The following is a 21,212-nucleotide window of genomic DNA, read 5'->3' as shown; positions in this document are numbered from 1 at the left end:
GCCATCTGGCGAAAACTGATACCGGTGTCCAGATCACCTGCCGGTCCCGAGGAAAGGCAATATTGACACCGGTTACCAAAATGACTAGCTTGTCGCAAAACCAGCAAAGGAACCGGATCATGAAGATCGCGCTGATCACCGAAAACAGCCAGGCCGCCAAAAACGCCATCATCCACGACGCATTAACGACGGTCGCCGAACCGCTGGGCCATGAGGTGTTCAATTATGGGATGTACTCGGCGGACGACAAGGCGTCGCTAACCTATGTCATGAACGGGCTGCTGGCCGGCATCCTGCTCAATTCGAAGGCCGCCGATTTCGTGGTCACCGGTTGCGGCACCGGCATGGGGTCGATGCTCGCCTGCAACGCGATGCCGGGCGTTTTCTGCGGGCTGGTGATCGATCCGACCGATGCGTTTCTGTTCGGCCAGATCAATGATGGCAACGCCATGTCGATGCCCTATGCCAAGGGCTTCGGCTGGGCCGCCGAGCTCAACCTGCAGGATGTCTATCGTAAGCTGTTCGATGGCGAGCGCGGTCTGGGCTACCCCAAGGAGCGCGCCGAAATCATGCGGACGAACCGCGGCATCTTGAAAGATCTCAAGGCCGCATCGTGCCACGACATGCTGACGGTGCTGAAGACTGTCGATCAGGATCTGCTTCGCGCGGCGATCGCGGGCGAGAAATTCGCGGACTATTTCTACGCCAATTCGCAGGACGACGCGATCAGCGCCTATCTGAAGAGCGTTTCGGCGGAGCGGGCGCTCGCCTGACATGTCCGGACTGTTTGACCTAACGGCCAAAGTCGCGCTGGTCACCGGTGCGAACACCGGCATCGGACAAGGGATTGCGCTCGCGCTCGCCGAAGCGGGCGCCGACATTGCCGCCGCGGGTCGCTCGCCCGCCGACGATACGGTCGGCAAGGTGCGCGGGCTGGGGCGCCGGGCGGAGAATTTTGCTGCCGACCTGTCGAGTGTCGGCGCGGTGCAACCGCTCGTCGACGCGGTGCTCGCCGAATTCGGGCGGATCGACATATTGGTCAACAACGCCGGCATCATTCGCCGCGCCGACGCGGTCGATTTCACCGAAGCCGACTGGGACGCGGTGATGGACACCAATCTCAAGACGCTCTTTTTCCTGTGTCAGGCGGCGGGCAAGCACATGATCGCGCGCGGCAGCGGCAAGATCATCAACATCGCCTCGATGCTGACCTTTCAGGGCGGTGTTCGCGTGCCGAGCTACACCGCGTCGAAAGCGGGGGTCGGCGGGCTCACCAAGCTGCTCGCCAACGAATGGGCGGCAAAGGGGGTGCAGGTCAACGCGATCGCGCCCGGCTATATCGCGACGAACAACACCGCGGCGTTGCAGTCGGACGAGACGCGCAACCGCCAGATCATGGAGCGTATCCCGGCGGGGCGCTGGGGCGACCCCGGCGACATCGGCGGTGCCGCAGTGTTCCTGGCGTCGCGCGCGTCGGACTATGTCCAGGGCCACATCCTCGCCGTCGACGGCGGCTGGCTCGCGCGCTAGCATCGCGCGATGACCGGACGCCTCGTCTTTTTCGGCGAACTGCTGATCCGCCTGACCGCGCCAGGCAACGAGCTGCTCATGCAGTCGCCGTCGCTGGCGCTCCATGTCGGCGGGGCCGAGGCAAATGTCGCGATCGGCCTCGCGCATCTCGGCTATGATTGCGCGATGGTGAGCCATGTTCCCGCCAACGCACTGGGCCGCGGCGCGGTGGCGGCGGTGCGTGGCGGCGGTGTCGACTGCGCCGCGGTCACCAGCGGCCCCGGGCGTATGGGGCTCTATTTCCTCAGCGTCGGGGCGGGGCTGCGGTCGTCCGAAATCGTCTATGACCGCGCCGGGTCGAGCTTTGCGGCAACCGGCGCCGACGATTATGATTGGGACACGTTGCTCGGCGGTGTGCGCCTGCTCCACCTGTCGGGGATCACCCCCGCGCTCGGGCCGCGTTCGGCCGAAGCGGCGCTGGCCGCGGCGCGGGCGGCAAAGCGGCGCGGTGTACCGGTCAGCTTCGACGGCAATTATCGCGCGATGCTGTGGGAGGCATGGGACAGCGACCCGCGCGCGATCCTGTCCGAACTGATCGGCCTCACCGACATCTTGTTCGGCAATCATCGCGACCTGTCGCTGGTGCTGGGTCAGGAATTCAGCGGCGAGGGCGAGGACCGGCGGCGCGAAGCCGCCGAAGCGGGCTTTGCCGCTTTCGCGGGCCTCAAACTGATCGCCTCGACCGCCCGCCACACCGTCACCGCCGATCACCACCGCATCGCGGCGCGCGTCGACCTGCGCGGCGGCGGTCATCAGACCGACGAGATCGACGTGACCGGCATCGTCGACCGCATCGGCGCGGGCGACGCCTTTGCCGCTGGGGTGCTCCACGCGCATCTCGCGGGCGGCGATGCGCGGGCGATGGCTGAATCGGGCCTCGCGCTCACCGCGCTCAAACATTCGCTGCCGGGCGATGCCAGCCGCTTTGGGCAGGCGGATATCGATGCCTTCCACGGCGGCGGGCTTGATGTCCGGCGCTAAGCTGACGCGGCGCGGCCTGCTCGCCGCGATCGCAGCGTCGTTGCTGTTGCCCATGGTCGCGAAGGCAGAGATTTTTACGCCGATAACGCATGTCGGCAGCGTCAAGGCGCATGACGGCGCCTACCGATCGGGCCGCTTCCGCGGCTTTGGGTCGGACGGCAAGGCCTGGGCCTTCACCGGCATCCGCTATGCGCGCGCCGCGCGCTTTGCGGCGCCGGTTGCGGTGACCAAGGCTGAGCAGTTGAAAGGCGACAGCTTCGGTCCGGCCTGCCCGCAGAGCGGCGACCGCTACCAACCGCAGGGCGAGGATTGCCTGTTCCTCAACGTCTGGACGCCCGACATTGCGGGTAAGCGCAAGCGCCCGGTGATGGTCTATTTCCACGGCGGCGCTTATTCGACCGGCAGTGTGACCGACCCGGTCAACGATGGCGCGGCGCTTGCTGCGCGCGGCGATGTCGTGGTCGTCACCGTGAATCACCGCCTCAACGCGCTCGGCTATCTCTATCTCGCGCGGCTCGACCCGCGCTTTCCGGACGGCGGCAATGCCGGACAGCTCGACCTGATCGTCGCACTCCAGTGGGTCCGGCGTAATATCGCGGCGTTCGGCGGCGATCCCGCCAATGTCACGCTGTTCGGCCAGTCGGGCGGCGGCGCCAAGATCGCGACGCTGATGGCGATGCCCGCGGCGAAAGGCTTGTTCCACAAGGCGATCACGATGAGCGGGCAGCAGGTCACCGCCTCGGGGCCGCTCAACGCGACGAAGCGCGCGCAGGCGTTTCTCGCGAAGCTGGGCGAAGCAGTCGATCCCGCGACCGCGCCGGTCCAGCAACTGGTTGCGGCGCTCTCGGCAACCGACCCAATCCTTGGCGGCGGGGTGTATATGGGGCCGGTGCTCGACATGCGGCACCTGACGCGCCACCCCTTCTGGCCCGACGCGGCGCCGCAATCGAACGGCATCCCGCTGATGCTCGGCAACACGGTGCTGGAGACGCGCGCCTTTTATGCGCCCGACGGCAAGCAGCTTGCGGGACTAAACTTCGACAATCTCGCCGCCCGCATCGCGCCCGAAATGCGGATCGACGCGCATCCCGAATGGGTGGTCGGCGAATTCCGCGCGCGCTATCCGGGGGCCGCGCCGCTCGACCTGTTCCACCGCATCGTCACCGCGGCGCGCAGCTGGCGCGGGCAGATCGAAGAGGCCGAGGCGCGCGCACGCGCGGGCGCGCCGGCGTTCGTCTATCAGCTCGATTTCGAGGCGGCCAAACACACCGACGACATCGGGCTCAGCTTCGGGACGATTCCCGATCCGACGGCGGCACAACAGGCGATGAGCGACAGGCTGATGGACGCTTTCGTCCGCTTCGCGCGCACCGGCGATCCGGGCTGGCCCGCTTATGATCTGCAGCGGCGGCCGACGATGATTTTCGATACGGCGAGCCGGGTCGAAAATGATCCGCGGCAATGGGAACGCGAGCTGTTCGCGCGGGTGCCCTATATCCAGCCCGGAAGCTAGACCATCTTCCGGTCGGCGAGCCAGTTCCACAGCAACTCGGGCCAGATCGCAACCGGCAGACCCGCCGTCTTCATCAAGCCAAAACCATGCTCGCCGCGCTCGAAAAAATGCGCCTCGCATGGCGCCCCGACCGCGCGGGTCGCCTCGCGCAGCCGGACGCTGTTCGCGATTTTGACGACGCTGTCGTCCTCGGCGTGGAGCAGCCACAGCGGCGGCTGGTCGGCCCGGGCATTCAATTCGGGCGAATAAAGTTTCTCGCGCGCGGCGTCGGGGTTGGCGCCGATCAGCTTCTCGCGGCTCACCGCATGCGCGATCGCGGGGTCCATCGACACCACCGGGTAGATGGCGGCGAGCGCGTCGGGACGCGCCGACAGCGCATCGGCGGCATCGACCGGCGCATAAACCCCGGCATCGAAGCGCGTGAGCAGGCTGGTCGCAACCTGCCCGCCCGCCGAAAAACCGCCGAAGGTGACGCGTGCTGGGTCGATGCCGTCAAACTTGGCGCGGCTCCTGACGAGCCGCACCGCGCGCTGCGCATCGGCGAGCGGGACGTCGGCCCTGTTCGTCCAGCCGTCGCCCGGTAAGCGGTAGAACAGCACGTAAACGGTGACGCCGCGGTCGCGCAGCCAGCGCGCCAGCTCATAGCCTTCCTTGTCGATCACGACATAACGATAGCCGCCGCCGGGAGCGAGGATGACCGCGGCGCCATTGGGCTTGGCGGGGCGGAAGATGTCGAGCCGAGGGCGGGCGATGCCTTGCAGCATCCGGTCGCTGGCGTTTGGATCGTCGCTGCGCTGGACGACTTGTTCGACGAGGCCGGGCGGCGGCGTCAAACGACCCGCGGGCCAGAGGGGGATGCTCGCGTCAGGGGCGAGGCCGGCGGGCCGTGTCCACGCCGCCTGTACGGCCGTGCTCGCGAACGGCAGCGCGAGGCTGGCGGCGAGCAGGTCGCGGCGCCCGACCGCCACCTACTCAGGCACCTTGTTGGGATAAGCGATGATCAGCACCAACGGTTCGTCACCGGTCTGGCGGATACCGACTTTCGCGCCTTTGTAGAGCCACGCCGCCATGCCCGCCTTCAGTGCCTTTTCGTCGCCGTCCGAGTGGACGACGCCAGTCCCCGACAGGACATAGTAGATTTCATCATGATCGATGGGGTGGACGCCGATCGCGGCGCCGACGTGCAGTGCGCGCTTGCGAAATTCAAAGCTGCGTGGGGCGGGGACGCGGTCGCTGATCCGGTAGGCGGTGGACAGGCCGATCGCGCCGTGCGGCGGCGCCTCCTCGCGCACCGTGTCGGCTTCGTCGATCACGACCATCGCGGGCGCATCGGCCCCCGCGAGGAGGAGCGCGGCGAGCCACATCGTCACTGGCCCGTCCGCGACGCGCGGTCGCGCGGTGAGAGGATTTCCTGCGGCATCGGCGCCGTCTGGCCGGGATAGAGCCCCGATCGCGGTTCCATCGTCGCCAGATCCCAGTCGGCGTCGACAAAGCGCGCGCGCACCGGCGGCGCGACTTTGGGATAGGCGCTGACCTCCTTCTCGTCGTCGATCACTTCGCCGCGCCCTTCGGCGACGAAAAACAGCACCCGAATTTCTTCGGCGTCGCGCGCCCACGGCCGCGCCCCGGCGCTGGCGAGCACCGATGTTTCGACGTCGCGCACCGGCAGGATCTGGTATCCCGCCAGCGGCGCGAGCGGAGCCTTGGCGCGGATCAGTTGCGCGCGCGTTTCGCCATAACGACCGAATTCCGGCAGCGGCTGGCCGTGACGGTCGACCAGCAGATTGTCCTTGCCATAATAGGCCAGATCGCCGTCGCCGCCGAGCATCAGGAAGGGCAGGCCGGGGTCGGTATCGTTGCCGCCGCGCATCACATTGCCGACCGCGGTAATTTCGCCGATCACATAGGGCTGGCCGACCCATTCGAGGTTCATCAGGTTATAATGCACCGCGCGGTGCTGCGGGTTATAGATCAGATTGTTGATCATCAGCGCCTGCGCGCCGCCCTTGATCAGCGGGTTGCGCTCGACGTTATGCGCCCAGACGTTGCGGTAGAAAACGATCCCGGTCGCATTGTCGTGGATCAGCGACCCCTTGCTATGCTCGCCCTTGGGATGGCTCGCATCGGCGAGGCCTTCGGCGGCAAGGTTGTTCGAAAAGGTGATGTTGCGGCTCGTCCCCGCGCGCCATTCTTCGACGGTCTTGCCGGTAAAGCGCGGCCCCGACGCCGACATATTTTCGTCGATCCCCCACATGAGCGTGCAATGATCGACGATGACATTATGCGCCGCGACGGTCGAGAAGGTGTCGGCTTCCCAGCCGCTGCGCTTCGGCTGGCCATCGACCCCGGTATAGACACGCAGGTGGCGGATTACGACGTCGTGCGTCCTCACGTCGATGCCGGTGCGGATCAGGGTGATCCCCGGTCCGGGCGCGGTCTGGCCGGCGATTGTCAGAAACGGATGGGTGACGCTGATCGTCTGGCGGCCCATGTCGATGACGCCGCCGACCTCGAACACGATAATGCGCGGCCCCGGGGTTTCGATCGCCGCCTTCAGCGATCCCGGGCCATCGGGCGCGAGCGTCGTGACGCGCAGGATCTGACCGCCGCGTCCGCCGACCGTGTGGGCGGCGGGACCGACCGCGCCGGGAAACGCCAGCGGCGCGGCATCGGCGGCGAGCGCCGGACTTGCGGGCAGCGCCAGCGCCAGAAAAAGCGCGGCTAGCCAAGGCTTTTTGGGCATCCCGTCTCTCCATTTCTTTGGGGTATTGACACGGTTGATCCAATCCCTCTATCTTCCTGACACCGGTTACCCCAATCGGTCAACGAGAAAATAGTCCAAGGGAGAGGGTTATTGCCGGGCCAGTCGCAACCGACGACGGCCCCGCCATCACTCTCAAAAATTTCTGGCCAGGCGATCGCGCCGATTTGTCTGGTCTCGCAAAGTAACCGGTGTCATTTCTTGCCAAAGCGAGAAGGACGGCCGATCAAGGGAGGATGATAATGGCTATTCATGCAACGCGGGGCCTTCGCGCTTTGACACAATTGGCGTGCGGCGCTTCGCTTGCCGCGCTGGCGGTGTCGCCGGCCTATGCTCAAGACATGGCAGCGGCTGAAACGGCGGGCGAAACGGTCGCGGCCGAAGACGAAATCGTCGTCACCGGCTTCCGCGCCTCGCTCGACAAGGCGCTCGACGTCAAGCGCGAGTCGGTCGCCGCGGTCGATGCGATCGTCGCCGAAGATATCGCCAAATTCCCCGATCAGAACTTGGCCGAATCGCTCCAGCGTATTCCCGGCATCACCATCCAGCGCGACGGCGGCGAAGGCCGCGGCATCACGGTGCGCGGTCTGGGATCGCAATTCACCCGCGTTCGCGTCAACGGGCTCGAAACCGTCGCCACCTCGACCGACGGCGCCTCGGCCAACCGCGACCGCGCCTTCGACTTCAACGTCTTTGCCTCCGAATTGTTCAGCTCGATCGTCGTCCACAAGACCGCGTCTGCCGAACTCGACGAAGGCTCGCTCGGCGCGGTGGTTGATCTCAACACGGGCAATCCGCTGGCTGGCAAGAGCGGTTTTACCGCGGCGCTGTCGGCGCAGGCGAGCTACAACGACCTGTCCGAAAAGGCCGGTCCGCGCGTTGCCGGGTTGCTCAGCTGGGTGAATGACGCCGGGACGCTCGGCTTCGCGGTGTCGGCGGCCTATTCGGACCAGAAGACGCTCGAACTCGGCAACAATACGGTGCGTTGGGCGCAGGCGCGCTTCGATTCGGTCAATGGCGCCCCGTGCTTTACCACCACCGCAACGAGCGGCATCGGGGTTGCCAATTCGGGCGGCGTTTATACCAATGGCCGCTCCGCCGCATGCGATTCGGTCGCGCTAGCCTTTCACCCGCGCATCCCGCGCTATGGCGAGATCGCGCACGACAAAAAACGGCTGGGGGTCACCGGGTCGATCCAGTTCGCGCCGACCGACGCGACCAAGATTTCGCTCGACGCGCTCTTTTCCAGCTTCAAGCATCAGCGCCGCGAGCGCTGGGCCGAGGTGCTGCTGCGCAGCAACGAACGCTCGATCAATGTCCGCGACTATGTGATCGACGGCGACAATAATCTGATCTCGGCGACGCTCGACGACGCGTGGGTGCGCACCGAACATTATCTGCGCCAGGCAAAGACCGAATTTTATCAGTTCGGCGGCAGCTGGGACCAGGACGTCAGCGACAATTTCCGCTTCACCCTGCTCGGCGGCCTGTCGAAATCGACCGCGTCGATCCCGCTCGAAACGACGCTCGTCTTCGACGATCGCGATGCGCAGGGCTACCGCTATGATTACACCGACATGGCAAGCCCGGTGCTGACCTTTGGTACCAGCGTCACCAACCCGGCGAATTTCCAGCTTGCCGAAATCCGCGACCGCCCGTCGGAGGTCGAAAACAAGTTCCGCACCGCACAGCTGCGCACCGAATGGGACATCGCCGATGGTTTCACGGTCAAGGCGGGCGGCGTCTATCGCCGCTTCGACTTCAGCAGCATTGCCTTCACCCGCGACACCGTGGTGTGCGGCAATGGCGGGGTCGACCGCGTCCTCGGCACGCTGACCTGTTCGCCGTCGTCGGCGTTCGGCCCGACTGCTGTCTATGGCTTCCCGGTGACATCGTCGCTCGCCGAGCTATTCACGCTGGGCAAGGCGGGTCAGCCGGCAGGGACCACCACCGAATGGCTCGTCCCCAATCTGGCGGCAGGAACGACCTTCACCGGCCTTTACAACCGCACGCCTGCGCTCGATGCCGGCAACAACCGCAGCGTGCGCGAAGAGGTGACCGGTGGTTATCTGCAGTTCGATGCCAAGGGCGAGCTTGGCGGCCTGCGCTATGCGCTCAACGCCGGTATCCGCTACGTCCATACCGACCAGACGTCGAGCGGGCTCAGCAGCGGCGCCGCAGTGACGGTCGAGCGCAGCTATGAAGACTGGCTGCCGTCGATGAACCTCGCGCTGTTCCCCCACGACGACATCATCATCCGCGCCGCGGTGGCCGATGTGATGACGCGCCCGACGCTTGGCAACCTGACCCCTGGCGGTTCGGTCGACGGCTTCAACTATCGGATCAATTACGGCAATCCGTTCCTCGATCCGTTCCGTGCCACCGCCTATGATGTCGCGATCGAATGGTATTTTGCGCCGCAGTCGATCTTTTCGATCGCGCTGTTCAAAAAGGATATCGCGAGCTTCCCGGTGTCGACGACGACCAGCGGCACCTTTGCCTCGACGGGCCTGCCGCTGTCGATCATCCCTCCGAGCAGCCCGGCCGCGATCGATCCCGAACGTCAGCTATGGACGATCAACTCGATTGGTAATGGCCAAGGCGCCAGCCTGAAGGGCATCGAAGTGTCGCTGCAGGCACCGTTCAGCTTCCTGCCAGGCTTCCTCTCGAACTTCGGCGGCATCGCCAACGCAACCTTCATCGACTCGGAGGCGGATTATTCGGTTGCTGGCCCCGCCATCGTGCCGGGCGGCCCGCTGATTGGCGCAACACGTAACGGCACGCTCTTCAACCTGTCGAAGCGCGCTTACAACGGCACGCTCTATTATGACGACGGCAAGTTCAGCGCCCGCGCCTCGATCAGCTATCGCAGCCGTTATGCCGACGCCAACAGCGGCACCGGCAATGTGTTCGAAGGCTATGGTTCGACGATCAACGTCGATGCGTCGATGCGTTATGCGATCACCGACAATATCGAATTGTCGGTCGAGGGCATCAACCTGACCGACGAATATCGCTATCGCTTCACGGACATCGACGCGAACCGTAATTACGAGAATAATCATTTCGGCCGCACCTTCCTGTTCGGCGCGCGCGTCAAGATTTGACGCATACAGGGTAGTCCCGGTGAGGCCCGGTCTTCGCTTGCGGGGGCCGGGCCTTTCTTTTTCAAGGAATGCAAAATGACCGATCGCCGCGATATGCTGAAACTGGCCGGGACGGGTCTGGCCGGTGCGATGGTCGGCGGGCTGGGGCTGGCGGGAGCCGCGGCCGCGCAACCGAAACCGGTCGCCGCCGCACCAGCTTGGGCGAAGGGCTTCGACGGCCAGCGCCAGGCCGATCTGGGCGACGGGTGTTTCCTCAATCCGATCATGGCCGGCGACCATCCCGACCCGTCGATCCTGAAGGACGGCGCCGATTATTACATGACCTTCTCGACCTTTGATTCCTATCCGGGGCTGGTCATCTGGCATTCGCGCGATCTGGTGAACTGGCGCCCGATCGGCCCCGCGCTCACCCGCAACATCGGATCGGTGTGGGCGCCTGAGCTATGCAAGCATGGCGGCCGCTACTTCCTCTACATCCCGACCAAGGGTCCGAACACGAGCTGGGTAATCTGGGCCGACAAGATCGAGGGACCGTGGAGCGATCCGGTCGACCTCGATCTGCCGCACCATATCGATCCCGGTCATGCGGTCGGCGAAGACGGGTCGCGCTGGCTGTTTCTGTCGGGCGGCGACCGCGTCCGCCTGTCCGACGACGGGCTCGGCCGGATCGGCGAACCCGAACATGTCTATGATCCGTGGCGCTACCCCGCCGACTGGGTGGTCGAGGGCTTCGCGCCCGAAGGGCCAAAGATCACCCGCCACGGCGACCATTATTACACGATCACCGCGGTCGGCGGCACCGCAGGCCCGCCCACCGGCCATATGGTGATCGCGGCGCGGTCGACATCGATCCACGGGCCATGGGAAAATTGCCCGGCGAACCCGCTTGTCCGCACCACCTCGGCGACCGAAAAATGGTGGTCGCGCGGCCATGCGACCTTGGTCGAGGGACCGGCGGGCGACTGGTGGAGCGTCTATCACGGGTTTGAGAATGGCTATTGGACCTTGGGCCGCCAGGCGCTGCTCGATCCGATCGAATGGACCGATGACGGCTGGTTCCGGATGACCGGCGGCGATCTGTCGCAGCCGATCGCGAAGCCGAAGGGTGGCACGGCCGGGCCGCACGGCATGGCGTTGTCGGACGATTTCAGCACGCTGGCGCTCGGCGCGAAGTGGAATTTCTTCAAACCCGCTGTCGACGAACGCAGCCGCGCGCGGGCCGAGGATGGGGTGCTGGTGCTGACGGCGCGTGGCAAGGCGCCGGTCGATTCGTCGCCCTTGCTGCTGATCGCGGGCGATCAGGCGTATCGCTTCGAATGTGATATCGCGATCGCGCCCGGCGGCACCGCGGGGCTGATCCTCTTTTACGACGACCGGCTCTATTGCGGGCTCGGCTTCGACGGCGAGCGGTTCGTCACCCACCAATATGGCATCGAACGCGCCCGCCCGACCAACCCGCATGGTCGAAGCATGCGGATGCGCGTCACCAACGACCGCCATATCGTCACCTATGACACCAGCGGCGACGGCGGGAAGACGTGGGTCCGCTTCGACCGCGGCATGGAGGTGTCGGGGTATCACCACAATGTCCGCGGCGGTTTTCTGATGCTACGCCCCGGCCTTTATTCGGCGGGAGAAGGCGAGGCGCGGTTCCGCAATTTCACCTTCCGCGCGCTCGGTTAAAGCGTCACGCCCGATTTCCAGATCGCGATGTCGCGCTCCTCGTTGACCTCGGCTTTGGTCGGCTGGCCCGACGCGGTGGCGACGATCAGGTCGAGCAGTGCGTCCGACGCCGCATCGAAACCGTCGCCGATTACCATCCCGGCGTCGAAGTCGATCCATCCCGTCTTGCGCGCGGCCAGTTCGTGGTTCGAGGCGATTTTCAGCGTCGGCGCTGGGAAGCCGAGCGGGGTGCCGCGGCCGGTGGTGAACAGGATGACCGTCGCGCCCGCCGCGGTCAGCGCGGTCGATGACACCGCGTCATTACCCGGCGCCTCGAGCAGCGTCAGCCCGGGCAGCCTCGCTTCGCCGCCGTAACGCTGGACATCGACCAGCGGAACCTGGCCGCCCTTCTGCACCGCGCCGAGCGACTTTTCCTCCAGCGTCGTGATCCCCCCAGCAATATTGCCCGGCGAGGGATTCTCGCTCACCGGCTCGCCGTTGCGGGTGAAATAGGCCTTGAAATCCTGCACCAGCTGCGCCGTCCGGTCAAAGACGTCATGCGACGCCGCACGGTCCATCAGCAGTTGTTCGGCGCCAAAGATTTCGGGAATTTCGGTCAGGATCACCTTGCCGTCGGCCGCGGCAACGGCATCGGCCATCCGCCCGACCAGCGGGTTGGCGGTCAGCCCCGACAATCCGTCGGATCCGCCACATTTGACCCCGAGCACGAGCGCCGACAGCGGCGCCGCGGTGCGCGGGGTGTCGGCGCAAGCGTCAACCAGTTCGTCCACCAGCGCCAGACATGCCGCTTCGTCATCCTCGACCGCCTGCGCCGACAGGTTGCGGACGTGGCGGCGGCGACCCTCGGGAATAGTGTCGAGCAATGCGGCGAGCTGGTTGCTCTCACAGCCTAGCCCGACAATCAGCACCCCGCCCGCATTGGGATGCTGCGCCAGCGCCGCGAGCAGCCCGCGCGTGTGGCCCAGATCGTCGCCGAGCTGCGAGCAACCGAACGGATGCTTGAAGGCATGGATACCATCGACGCGCCCGGCATGGCGGACACCCGCGATCCGCGCGACCCGCGCCGCCAGATTGCCGACGCAGCTGACGGTCGGCAGGATCCAGATCTCGTTGCGTGTACCGACACGCCCATCGGCGCGGGCATAGCCCATGAAGTGGTGCGGGGGCTGCGCGGGCCGGGGGTCGGCGGCGGACGGCGTATAGGCATAATCGTCGCGGCCGGTCAGCGCGGTTGCCAGATTGTGGCTATGGACATGCGCCCCCCCGGCGATGTCGGCGGTCGCGATGCCGATCGGAAAGCCATATTTGATCACACTGGTCCCGCGGGCGATTGGGGCCAGCGCCAGCTTGTGCCCGCGCCCTATTGCTTCGCTGATCGTCAGGCGCTGCGAGCCGACGGCCACCGCACTGCCAGCGGCCAGGTCGGCAAGCGCGGTGGCGACATTGTCGGCCACATGGATTCGGATCGCATCGGTCATCTGCCGTTTTCCATCCTCGTTCATCGCGCCATATTCGCTGCGTCTGGCGCGCGACCTGCATGCGGCTCGCCCACCGCCACCAGCCGTCATTTTATCATTGCCACCAGCTATTCGCTTGCTTTTGACACCGGTGTCTCTTAGACGGTTTCGCGGAAGAGGGAAATCACAAAGATGCTGGCAACCCCTGAACAAGAAAATATCGCCCGCGCCTTTCTGGCCGCTCGCGCCGAAAAGACACCGCTTACCTTGTATCCGGGCGCGATGCCGCAAAGCATGGCCGATGCCTATGCGATCCAGAGCGCGGCGATCGATTTCGACGGCCGGCAGATCGGCGGCTGGAAGGTCGGGCGGATCGCCCCCGACCTTGTCGAGCGCTTTGGCGGCGAGCGCATCGCCGGACCGATTTTTGCCGACGAGATTGCTGCCGACGGCGCTGCCATGCCGGTCTATGCGCGCGGCTTTGCCGCGGCCGAGGCCGAAGTGCTGCTCTGTCTGGGCGACGTCGGCGACCGCGACCATGATATCGCATCGGTCCGCGACTGCATCCTCGACGTTCGCACCGGGATCGAGATCGCCAGCTCGCCCTTTCCCGATATCAACCGTCATGGCCCCGCGGTCACCGCATCGGACTATGGCAATAACAAGGGACTGGTGCTCGGGCCGCCGATCGCCGACTGGCGCGACCGCGACCTGATCGCCATGCCGGTCGAAATGACGATCGACGGCGTATCGGTAGGAGGGGCGACGATGGAAACCATGCTCGACGGGCCATTCGGATCGGCGTTGTTCCTGATTCGCACCCTGCGCGCGCGCGGCATCGCGATTGCGCCCGGCACCTGGGTGTCGGCGGGCGCGATCACCGGGGTGCATGAAATTACGGTCGGCCAACGCGCCGAAGCGCTGTTCGACGGAAAAATCCGCGTCGGCTGCTCGATTACCGGCTACTAAAGCCATATGGGAGAGACTGGATGGCACAGGCATATGCGAACGGAGGTGCGGCGCCGCCGGTGCCGCGCGCGGGTCGCTACCGCTGGCTGATCATCGCGCTGCTGTTTGCCGCGACGACGGTCAATTATATCGACCGCACGATGCTGGGCCTGCTCGCGCCGGTGCTTGGCGACGAGCTGGGGTGGAGCGAGAATGACTATGGCAATATCGTCACCGCGTTCCAGGCCGCCTATGCGCTCGGTTTCCTCCTCATGGGTTGGCTGATCGACCGCTTCGGTCCCAAGATCGGCTATTCGATTGCGATCACCATCTGGACGATCGGCCATATTGCGCACGGCTTTGCCGGGTCGGTCGCCTCGTTCATGGCGGCGCGCGTCATATTGGGGGTCGGCGAGGCGGGGCATTTCCCGTCGGTCGTCCGCGCCAGCAGCGAATGGTTCCCGCAAAAGGAGCGCTCCTACGCGATCGGCTGGGTCAACAGCGCGACGACGATCGGGGTGATCCTGACCGCGCCGACGATCTGGCTGTTCATGGTCTGGATGGGGTTCGACTGGCGCCAGACCTTTATCTACAGCGGCGCTTTCGGGGTCGTCCTGCTGATCCTGTGGCTGTGGCTCTACAGCAACCCGCGTGAAAGCGGGAAGGTCAGCGAGGCCGAACTGGCGTGGATCGAACATGATCCGCCCGAGCAGGTCGAGCGCCTCGGCTGGTCGAAAATCGTCACGAAGCGCGAAGCCTGGGCGTTTGCGATCGCCAAATTCCTGACCGACCCGGTGTGGTTCCTGATGCTGTTCTGGCTGCCCAAATATTTCGCCTCGACCTATGACGTCGACCTCAAGATCGTGCTGCTGCCGATGATCATCATGTACCTGCTGTCCGACGTCGGCAGCATCGTCGGCGGCTGGACGTCGTCGAAGCTGATCCAGAACGGCCACAGCGTCAATTTTGCGCGCAAGATCACGATGATCGGCGCGGGGCTGTGCGTCCTGCCGTTGCTGTTCGTCACCGGCCTTGACAATATGTGGCTCGCGGTGGTGCTGATCGGCGTCGCGCTTGCCGGGCATCAGGCATTCTCGTCGACGATCCTGTCGATCCCGCCCGACATGTTCCCCAAACGCGCGGTCGGGTCGGTGATCGGGCTTGGCGGTTTCATGGGCGGCATCGGCGGGATGATCATGGCGAAATCGACCGGGCTGGTGCTCGATGCCACCGGCGGCAATTATACGCTGATCTTTGCCGCGTGCACGACGGTCTATTTCCTCGCGGTACTTGCCGTGCACCTGCTCAGCCCGAAACTGGCGCCGGTGCGCGTGGAAAGCGCGGCGGCGCCTGCATGACCCGGCCGTTGATCCTGCATCCCGACCGGCTGTTCCCGTCCGATCCCGACCAGCGTGCCATCGCGCGGCGGCTTTACACGGAAGTCGCGGACCTGCCGATCATCAGCCCGCACGGGCATACCGATCCCAGCTGGTTTGCCGGCAATGCGCCGTTCGGCAATGCGGCGGAGCTGCTGCTCCACCCCGATCATTATGTGTTCCGCATGCTCTATTCGCAGGGCGTGTCGCTCGACGCATTGGGTATTCGCAATCCGGAGGCCGACCCGCGCGAGAGTTGGCGGATATTCGCGCAAAATTACCACCTGTTCCGCGGCACCCCGTCGCGGATGTGGATGGACTGGGTGTTCGCCGAAGCGTTCGGGATCGACGTGCAGTTCGCAGCGGCGACATCGGACCTCTATTACGACCGCATCACCGAGGCGCTGGCGACCGACGCCTTCCGTCCGCGCGCGCTGTTCGACCGCTTCGGGATCGAAGTGATCGCGACAACCGAAAGCCCGCTCGACACCCTCGATCATCACGCCGCGATCCGCGCCGCGAACGACAGCGGCGAATGGAGCGGGCGGGTGATCACCGCCTATCGCCCCGATCCGGTCGTCGATCCCGATTTCGAGGGCTTTCGCGACAACCTGGCGCGCTTCTCCGACCTTAGCGGCGAGGATGCCTACAGCTATGCGGGCTATCTTGCCGCGCATCGGGGCCGCCGTGCCTTCTTCGCCGAAATGGGCGCGACCTCGACCGATCACGGCCATCCGACCGCAGCAACCGCCGACCTGTCCGACGCCGAGGCCGAGGCGCTGTTCGCGCGCGTCACCGGCGGCGCCGTCAGTGCCGCCGATGCCGAACTGTTCCGCGCCCATATGTTGACGGTGATGGCGGGGATGAGCCTCGACGACGGGCTGGTGATGCAGATCCACCCCGGCGCCTTCCGCAACCACAATCGCTGGCTGTTCGAGCATTATGGCCGCGACAAGGGCGCCGATATCCCGACCAGCACCGACTATGTCCATGCGCTGCGTCCGCTGCTCGGCAAATATGGCAATGAAGCCGCGCTGACGATCATCCTCTTCACGCTTGATGAGACCAGCTATGCGCGCGAACTGGCGCCGCTCGCGGGTCATTATCCGGTGCTGAAGCTCGGCCCCGCCTGGTGGTTCCACGACAGCCCCGAAGGGATGCGGCGGTTCAGGAACCAGATGACCGAGACCGCGGGTTTCTACAACAGTGTCGGCTTCAACGATGACACCCGCGCCTTTCTGTCGATCCCGGCGCGCCACGACGTCGCGCGCCGTATCGACTGCGGCTTTCTCGCGCAGCTGGTGGCCGAGCATCGCATGGAGGAATGGGAGGCGGCCGAGATCGCCGCCGACCTCAGCTACAACCTCGCCAAGGCGGCCTACAGACTGTGAGGCTTGGTCCCGACACGCCGCTCCCGGCGTCGGTGCAGGCGCCGGGCTACGACCGCTCGGCCCAGGCCGTCGGGATCGTCCATATCGGCATCGGCGCCTTCCACCGCGCGCATCAGGCGGTCTATACCGACGATGCGATGACCGCGGGCGACCGCGATTGGGGCATCATCGGCGTGTCGCTGCGCTCGGGCGACGTCGCGGCGCAGCTGAATCCGCAGGACGGGCTTTATACGGTCAGCACCCGCAGCGCCGCGGGAACCGATTTGCGTCTCATCGGCGCGGTGCGGCGGGTGCTGGTCGCGGCGGACGATCCGCAAGCGGTGATCGATGCGATCGCCGCGCCCACGACGCATATCGTCAGCTTCACCGTGACCGAGAAGGGCTATTTGCGCGGACCCGGCGGCACGCTCGACCTAGTTGCGGCGAAGGCGCCTTCGAGCCTCTATCGCTTCGTCGGTGCAGGCCTCGCCGCGCGCCGCGCGGCGGGGCTCACCGGCCTGACCCTGCTCAGCTGCGACAATCTCGCGGGCAATGGCGCGGTGCTGAACGCGCTGATGGATCAATATCTCGCCGCCGCACACCCCGACCTTGTGGACTGGTTCGACACCGAATGCCGCTGTCCGTCAACGATGATCGACCGCATCGTTCCCGCGACCACCGACGCCGACCGCGCGGCAATCGAAACCAAATTCGGCGTGCGCGACGAGGGCGCGGTCGTCACCGAACGCTTCAGCCAATGGGTGATCGAAGATGATTTCGCCGGCCAGCGCCCGCGCTGGGAAGCTGTCGGGGCGCAGCTGGTCGCCGACGTCGCGCCCTATGAAACCGCGAAGCTGCGGATGCTCAACGGCGCCCATTCGGCGCTCGCCTATATCGGGCTGGGGCGCGGGCATGACTATGTCCATCAGGCCATCGCCGATCCCGACATCCGGCCGGTGATCGAGCGATTGATGCTGGACGAGGCGGCGCCGACGATCGCCGCCGCGGCGGGGCAGGATCTATCCGCATATGCTGACGCCTTGCTCGACCGTTTCGCCAATCCGGCGCTCGATCACCGGCTGATCCAGATCGCGATGGACGGCAGCCAGAAGATTCCGCAGCGCTGGCTCGAAACGCTGGTATGGCATCAGGCGCGCGGCGCCCGCTGCCCGTCGCTCGAAGCGGCCGTGGCGGCGTGGATCGCGTTTCTGCGCAGCGGCGTGGTGATCGATGATCCGCTGGCGGATAAGCTGCGCGCCGCGGCCGCGGGACCGGACGCGATGGACAGACTGTTCGGCAATGGCGGCCTGATCGCTTCCGACTGGCATCCGGCCTAGCTCGGCACCAACAACCCGCGGCTCTCGCGCACCTCTCCATCCAGCCAGTCGATGAACGCCCTGATCCGCGGCTGCGGGGCGACGTCGCGGTGGAGCGCGAGCCAGAAGCTGCGGCCGATGGCCTGATCGGGGCGCACCCGGACCAGCGCCGGATCGCCCGCGGCGAGGAAGCAGGGGAGCACGCCGACCCCCCCGCCGCCCGCGATCATCCGCCGCTGCGCCAAGATCGACGACGAGCGGATATTGGCGCGCAGCCCCGGCTCGATTTCGCCCAGATAATCGAGTTCGGGGGCATAAAGAATGTCGGGCATATAGCCGATCACCGGAATTCCGGCACGGGACAGTGGCATGGCGGCGACCGCGTCCTGCCAGTCGCGCCGATCGGCGGGGGCATAGATGCCCAGACTATAGTCCGACAGTATGCGGGTGATCAGCGGGCCTTTTCTGGGCCGCGCGAGCAGCACCGCCATGTCGGCCTCGCGCCGCGACGGGTTCAAAAAGCCAGAAGAGGCCACCAGATCGATCTCGATTTCGGGGTGGGCGGTGGTGAAACGCGCCAGGCGCGGCGCGATAAAGCTGTTCCCGAACCCTTCGGACACGCTGATCCGCAACTGTCCCGACAATCCCGCGCCGCTCTCGGCCAGGTGAATGCGCGCCGCCGCCGCCGCCATAGCCTCGGCATGCGGGACCAGCGCGCGGCCAGCCGCCGTCGGAATGAAACCGCTTGGCGCGCGTTCGAACAATGTCTGTTGCAACGCGCTTTCCAGTGCGCTCACCCTGCGACTGACTGTTGTGGCGTCGATGTGCAGCGCCTGGGCGGCGCGCGCGACGGTCCCCTGTCTGGCGACGGTCAGGAATATTTGCAGGTTATCCCAATCCATGACCTGCAAATATGCAGGTTATTGCTGCAAGTCTATCCCTTGCAAATGGCGCGCACATCGTCTGTTGCAACGGCAACCAGACACGGGAGACTCGACCATGCGACAGATTGATCACCATATCGTCGGCGGGGCCGGCGGCAGCGCCCGCCAGGGCGACGTGTTCGACCCCAATAATGGCAGCGTGCAGGCGCAGGTCGCCTTGGGCGATGCGGCCTTGCTCGATCGCGTCGTCGCCGCGGCAAAGGCAGCGCAGCCCGCTTGGGCGGCAACCAATCCGCAGCGCCGCGCCCGCGTGATGTTCGAATTCAAACGTCTCGTTGAAGCGAATATGGACCAACTCGCGCATATGCTGTCGAGCGAGCATGGCAAGGTCATCGCCGATTCCAAGGGTGATATCCAGCGCGGGCTCGAAGTCATCGAATTTTGCTGCGGCATCCCGCATGTGCTGAAGGGTGAGTATACTCAGGGCGCCGGCCCCGGCATCGACGTCTATTCGATGCGCCAGCCGATCGGCATCGGCGCCGGCATCACCCCGTTCAATTTCCCGGCGATGATCCCGCTGTGGATGTCGGGCGTCGCGATCGCGACCGGCAATGCTTTCATCATCAAGCCCAGCGAACGCGACCCATCGGTCCCGGTGCGCCTTGCCGAATTGTTCCGCGAAGCCGGACTGCCCGAAGGCATTTGTCAGGTCGTGCATGGCGACAAGGAAATGGTCGATGCGATCCTCGACCATCCCGATATCGGCGCGGTCAGCTTCGTCGGCTCGTCGGACATTGCCCATTATGTTTACAATCGCGGCGTCGCCAACGGCAAGCGCGTCCAGGCGATGGGCGGCGCGAAGAATCACGGGATCGTGATGCCCGACGCCGACCTCGATCAGGTCGTCAATGACCTCACCGGTGCCGCCTTCGGGTCAGCGGGCGAACGCTGCATGGCGCTGCCCGTCGTCGTGCCGGTCGGCGAAGACACCGCCAACCGCCTGCGCGAGAAACTGATCCCGGCGATCGCGGCGCTGCGCGTCGGCGTGTCGACCGATGCCGAGGCGCATTACGGCCCGGTTGTGACGCAGGCGCACAAGGAAAAGGTCGAAGGCTGGATCCAGAAATGCGCTGACGAAGGCGCCGAACTGGTCGTCGACGGCCGCGGCTTCTCGCTTCAGGGGCATGAAAAGGGCTTCTTCATCGGCCCGACCCTGTTCGACCATGTCACCACCGACATGGAATCGTACAAGGAAGAAATCTTCGGTCCCGTGCTCCAGATCGTCCGCGCCGCCAATTTCGAAGAGGCGCTCGAACTGCCGTCGAAGCATCAGTACGGCAATGGCGTCGCCATCTTCACCCGCAACGGCCATGCGGCGCGCGAATTTGCGGCGCGGGTCAATGTCGGCATGGTCGGCATCAACGTACCGATCCCGGTCCCCGTCGCCTATCATAGCTTTGGCGGCTGGAAGCGTTCGGCATTCGGTGACACCAACCAGCACGGCATGGAGGGGGTGAAATTCTGGACCAAGGTCAAGACGATCACCCAGCGCTGGCCGGATGGGTCGCCTGACGGCGGCAACGCCTTCGTCATCCCGACAATGGGTTGATCGGGCGCATTTCGTGAAACCGGCATCGGCCATTGCGCATTGCTCCTCGCAAGGGAGACAGACGATGATGCGATGGACGATGCCTGCCGCGATGCTGCTGCTGGCTGCGTGCGGCGGCACTGAGGACAAGGCGCCCGCCGCACCCGAAAACAAGGCGGCGGCGCCGCGCGCGGCAGCCGAGCTGGTCGCGCCAGCGGATGACGAGGACGCGATGGCGCGCTGGCAAGAGGATCGCGGCTATGAGCCCGATCCGTCCGAACCGCCGCTGAAGCGCGCCGAGCCCGGAATCGGGATCGGTGACAAGGCGATCCCCGCGGCGATCCGCGGCCGCTGGGCGCTCGACCCGGCCGATTGCCCCAAGCGTCCCGGGACCGATCTGACCGCGCTGGTGATCGACGCGGCGAATCTGCGCTTTCACGAATCGCACGGCGAGCTGGCCCGGATTCGCGAGCGCGATGCCAGCCGCATCGTTGCCGATTACAAGTTCAGCGGCGAAGGCATGGCGTGGGATCGCCTGATGGTGCTCGACGCGCAGGATGACGGCAAGACCCTGATCCGCCGCGACTATGGCGAAGGGGCTGCGGGCGAGGGTGCCGCCGCCGGTCCGATGCGCTATACCCGCTGCGCCTGATGGTTTT

General features: G+C 65.6%; 17 protein-coding genes. 12 read left to right on the top strand and 5 right to left on the bottom strand.

Annotation, left to right across the window (positions count from 1 at the left end; genetic code table 11):
• Positions 1–119: 119 nt before the first annotated feature.
• The 4 genes from FFS68_RS00550 to FFS68_RS00535 are packed head-to-tail and all read left to right on the top strand — an operon-like array spanning position 120 to position 4,063.
• The gene (locus tag FFS68_RS00550; RefSeq protein ID WP_137751358.1) at positions 120–773 is read left to right on the top strand and encodes an RpiB/LacA/LacB family sugar-phosphate isomerase; all 654 of its coding nucleotides are present in this window, start codon (positions 120–122) and stop codon (positions 771–773) included.
• A gap of 1 nt (position 774) precedes the next feature.
• Positions 775–1,530 carry a 2-dehydro-3-deoxy-D-gluconate 5-dehydrogenase KduD gene (gene kduD, locus FFS68_RS00545; RefSeq protein ID WP_137751357.1) on the top strand — a complete coding sequence of 252 codons (756 nt, stop codon included), beginning with the start codon at positions 775–777 and terminating at the stop codon, positions 1,528–1,530.
• A gap of 9 nt (positions 1,531–1,539) precedes the next feature.
• Positions 1,540–2,550: a sugar kinase gene (locus FFS68_RS00540; protein ID WP_137751356.1), complete on the top strand. Its 1,011-nt coding sequence runs from the start codon at positions 1,540–1,542 to the stop codon at positions 2,548–2,550.
• Entirely contained in the window at positions 2,537–4,063 is a 1,527-nt protein-coding gene (locus FFS68_RS00535) for a carboxylesterase family protein (protein ID WP_249339949.1), read from the top strand. The genes FFS68_RS00540 and FFS68_RS00535 overlap by 14 nt, the downstream gene beginning before the upstream one ends.
• On the opposite strand, the gene FFS68_RS00530 is transcribed toward FFS68_RS00535, so the two are convergent.
• From FFS68_RS00530 to FFS68_RS00520, 3 genes are read right to left on the bottom strand one after another with little or no spacing between them, the layout of a single operon-like run.
• Positions 4,060–5,031: an alpha/beta hydrolase gene (locus tag FFS68_RS00530; protein ID WP_137751355.1), complete on the bottom strand. Its 972-nt coding sequence runs from the start codon at positions 5,029–5,031 to the stop codon at positions 4,060–4,062. The two genes, FFS68_RS00535 and FFS68_RS00530, sit on opposite strands and share 4 nt — an antisense overlap.
• Positions 5,032–5,427: a cupin domain-containing protein gene (locus FFS68_RS00525; RefSeq protein WP_137751540.1), complete on the bottom strand. Its 396-nt coding sequence runs from the start codon at positions 5,425–5,427 to the stop codon at positions 5,032–5,034. It lies immediately after the preceding gene.
• 2 nt (positions 5,428–5,429) lie between these two features.
• On the bottom strand, positions 5,430–6,806 hold the full coding sequence (locus tag FFS68_RS00520) for a pectate lyase (RefSeq protein ID WP_137751354.1): 1,377 nt from the start codon (positions 6,804–6,806) through the stop codon (positions 5,430–5,432).
• A 260-nt stretch (positions 6,807–7,066) separates the two neighbouring features.
• Here FFS68_RS00520 and FFS68_RS00515 point away from each other — a divergent pair, with 260 nt between their 5' ends.
• Positions 7,067–9,931, top strand: a complete 2,865-nt coding sequence (locus FFS68_RS00515; RefSeq protein ID WP_171003688.1) for a TonB-dependent receptor — start codon at positions 7,067–7,069, stop codon at positions 9,929–9,931.
• A 129-nt stretch (positions 9,932–10,060) separates the two neighbouring features.
• Positions 10,061–11,614 carry a family 43 glycosylhydrolase gene (locus FFS68_RS00510; protein ID WP_249339962.1) on the top strand — a complete coding sequence of 518 codons (1,554 nt, stop codon included), beginning with the start codon at positions 10,061–10,063 and terminating at the stop codon, positions 11,612–11,614.
• Here FFS68_RS00510 and FFS68_RS00505 read toward each other — a convergent pair.
• Positions 11,611–13,092: an altronate dehydratase family protein gene (locus tag FFS68_RS00505; RefSeq protein ID WP_212742308.1), complete on the bottom strand. Its 1,482-nt coding sequence runs from the start codon at positions 13,090–13,092 to the stop codon at positions 11,611–11,613. The two genes, FFS68_RS00510 and FFS68_RS00505, sit on opposite strands and share 4 nt — an antisense overlap.
• Positions 13,093–13,263: 171 nt before the next feature.
• Here FFS68_RS00505 and FFS68_RS00500 point away from each other — a divergent pair, with 171 nt between their 5' ends.
• The 4 genes from FFS68_RS00500 to FFS68_RS00485 are packed head-to-tail and all read left to right on the top strand — an operon-like array spanning position 13,264 to position 18,102.
• On the top strand, positions 13,264–14,040 hold the full coding sequence (locus FFS68_RS00500) for a 2-keto-4-pentenoate hydratase (protein WP_137751350.1): 777 nt from the start codon (positions 13,264–13,266) through the stop codon (positions 14,038–14,040).
• A 20-nt stretch (positions 14,041–14,060) separates the two neighbouring features.
• A complete protein-coding gene (locus FFS68_RS00495; RefSeq protein WP_137751349.1) occupies positions 14,061–15,377 on the top strand; it encodes an MFS transporter in 1,317 nt (438 codons plus the stop codon).
• Positions 15,374–16,786 carry a glucuronate isomerase gene (gene uxaC / locus FFS68_RS00490; RefSeq protein ID WP_137751348.1) on the top strand — a complete coding sequence of 471 codons (1,413 nt, stop codon included), beginning with the start codon at positions 15,374–15,376 and terminating at the stop codon, positions 16,784–16,786. Before FFS68_RS00495 ends, uxaC begins: the two co-directional genes overlap by 4 nt.
• On the top strand, positions 16,783–18,102 hold the full coding sequence (locus tag FFS68_RS00485) for a mannitol dehydrogenase family protein (protein ID WP_249339948.1): 1,320 nt from the start codon (positions 16,783–16,785) through the stop codon (positions 18,100–18,102). The genes uxaC and FFS68_RS00485 overlap by 4 nt, the downstream gene beginning before the upstream one ends.
• Here the strand turns inward: FFS68_RS00485 and FFS68_RS00480 are convergent.
• The gene (locus FFS68_RS00480; RefSeq protein ID WP_137751347.1) at positions 18,099–18,983 is read right to left on the bottom strand and encodes a LysR family transcriptional regulator; all 885 of its coding nucleotides are present in this window, start codon (positions 18,981–18,983) and stop codon (positions 18,099–18,101) included. The genes FFS68_RS00485 and FFS68_RS00480 overlap by 4 nt on opposite strands.
• A 97-nt stretch (positions 18,984–19,080) precedes the next feature.
• Here FFS68_RS00480 and FFS68_RS00475 point away from each other — a divergent pair, with 97 nt between their 5' ends.
• Positions 19,081–20,574, top strand: a complete 1,494-nt coding sequence (locus tag FFS68_RS00475) for a CoA-acylating methylmalonate-semialdehyde dehydrogenase (protein ID WP_137751346.1) — start codon at positions 19,081–19,083, stop codon at positions 20,572–20,574.
• Positions 20,575–20,638: 64 nt separating this feature from the next.
• Positions 20,639–21,205, top strand: a complete 567-nt coding sequence (locus FFS68_RS00470) for a hypothetical protein (protein ID WP_137751345.1) — start codon at positions 20,639–20,641, stop codon at positions 21,203–21,205.
• Positions 21,206–21,212 lie beyond the last annotated feature (7 nt).

Source organism: Sphingopyxis sp. L1A2A (assembly GCF_005502465.1).
Taxonomy (GTDB): domain Bacteria; phylum Pseudomonadota; class Alphaproteobacteria; order Sphingomonadales; family Sphingomonadaceae; genus Sphingopyxis.
The sequence above is the reverse complement of the archived record's forward strand: the minus strand, read 5'-3'. Positions and strand labels throughout refer to the sequence as shown.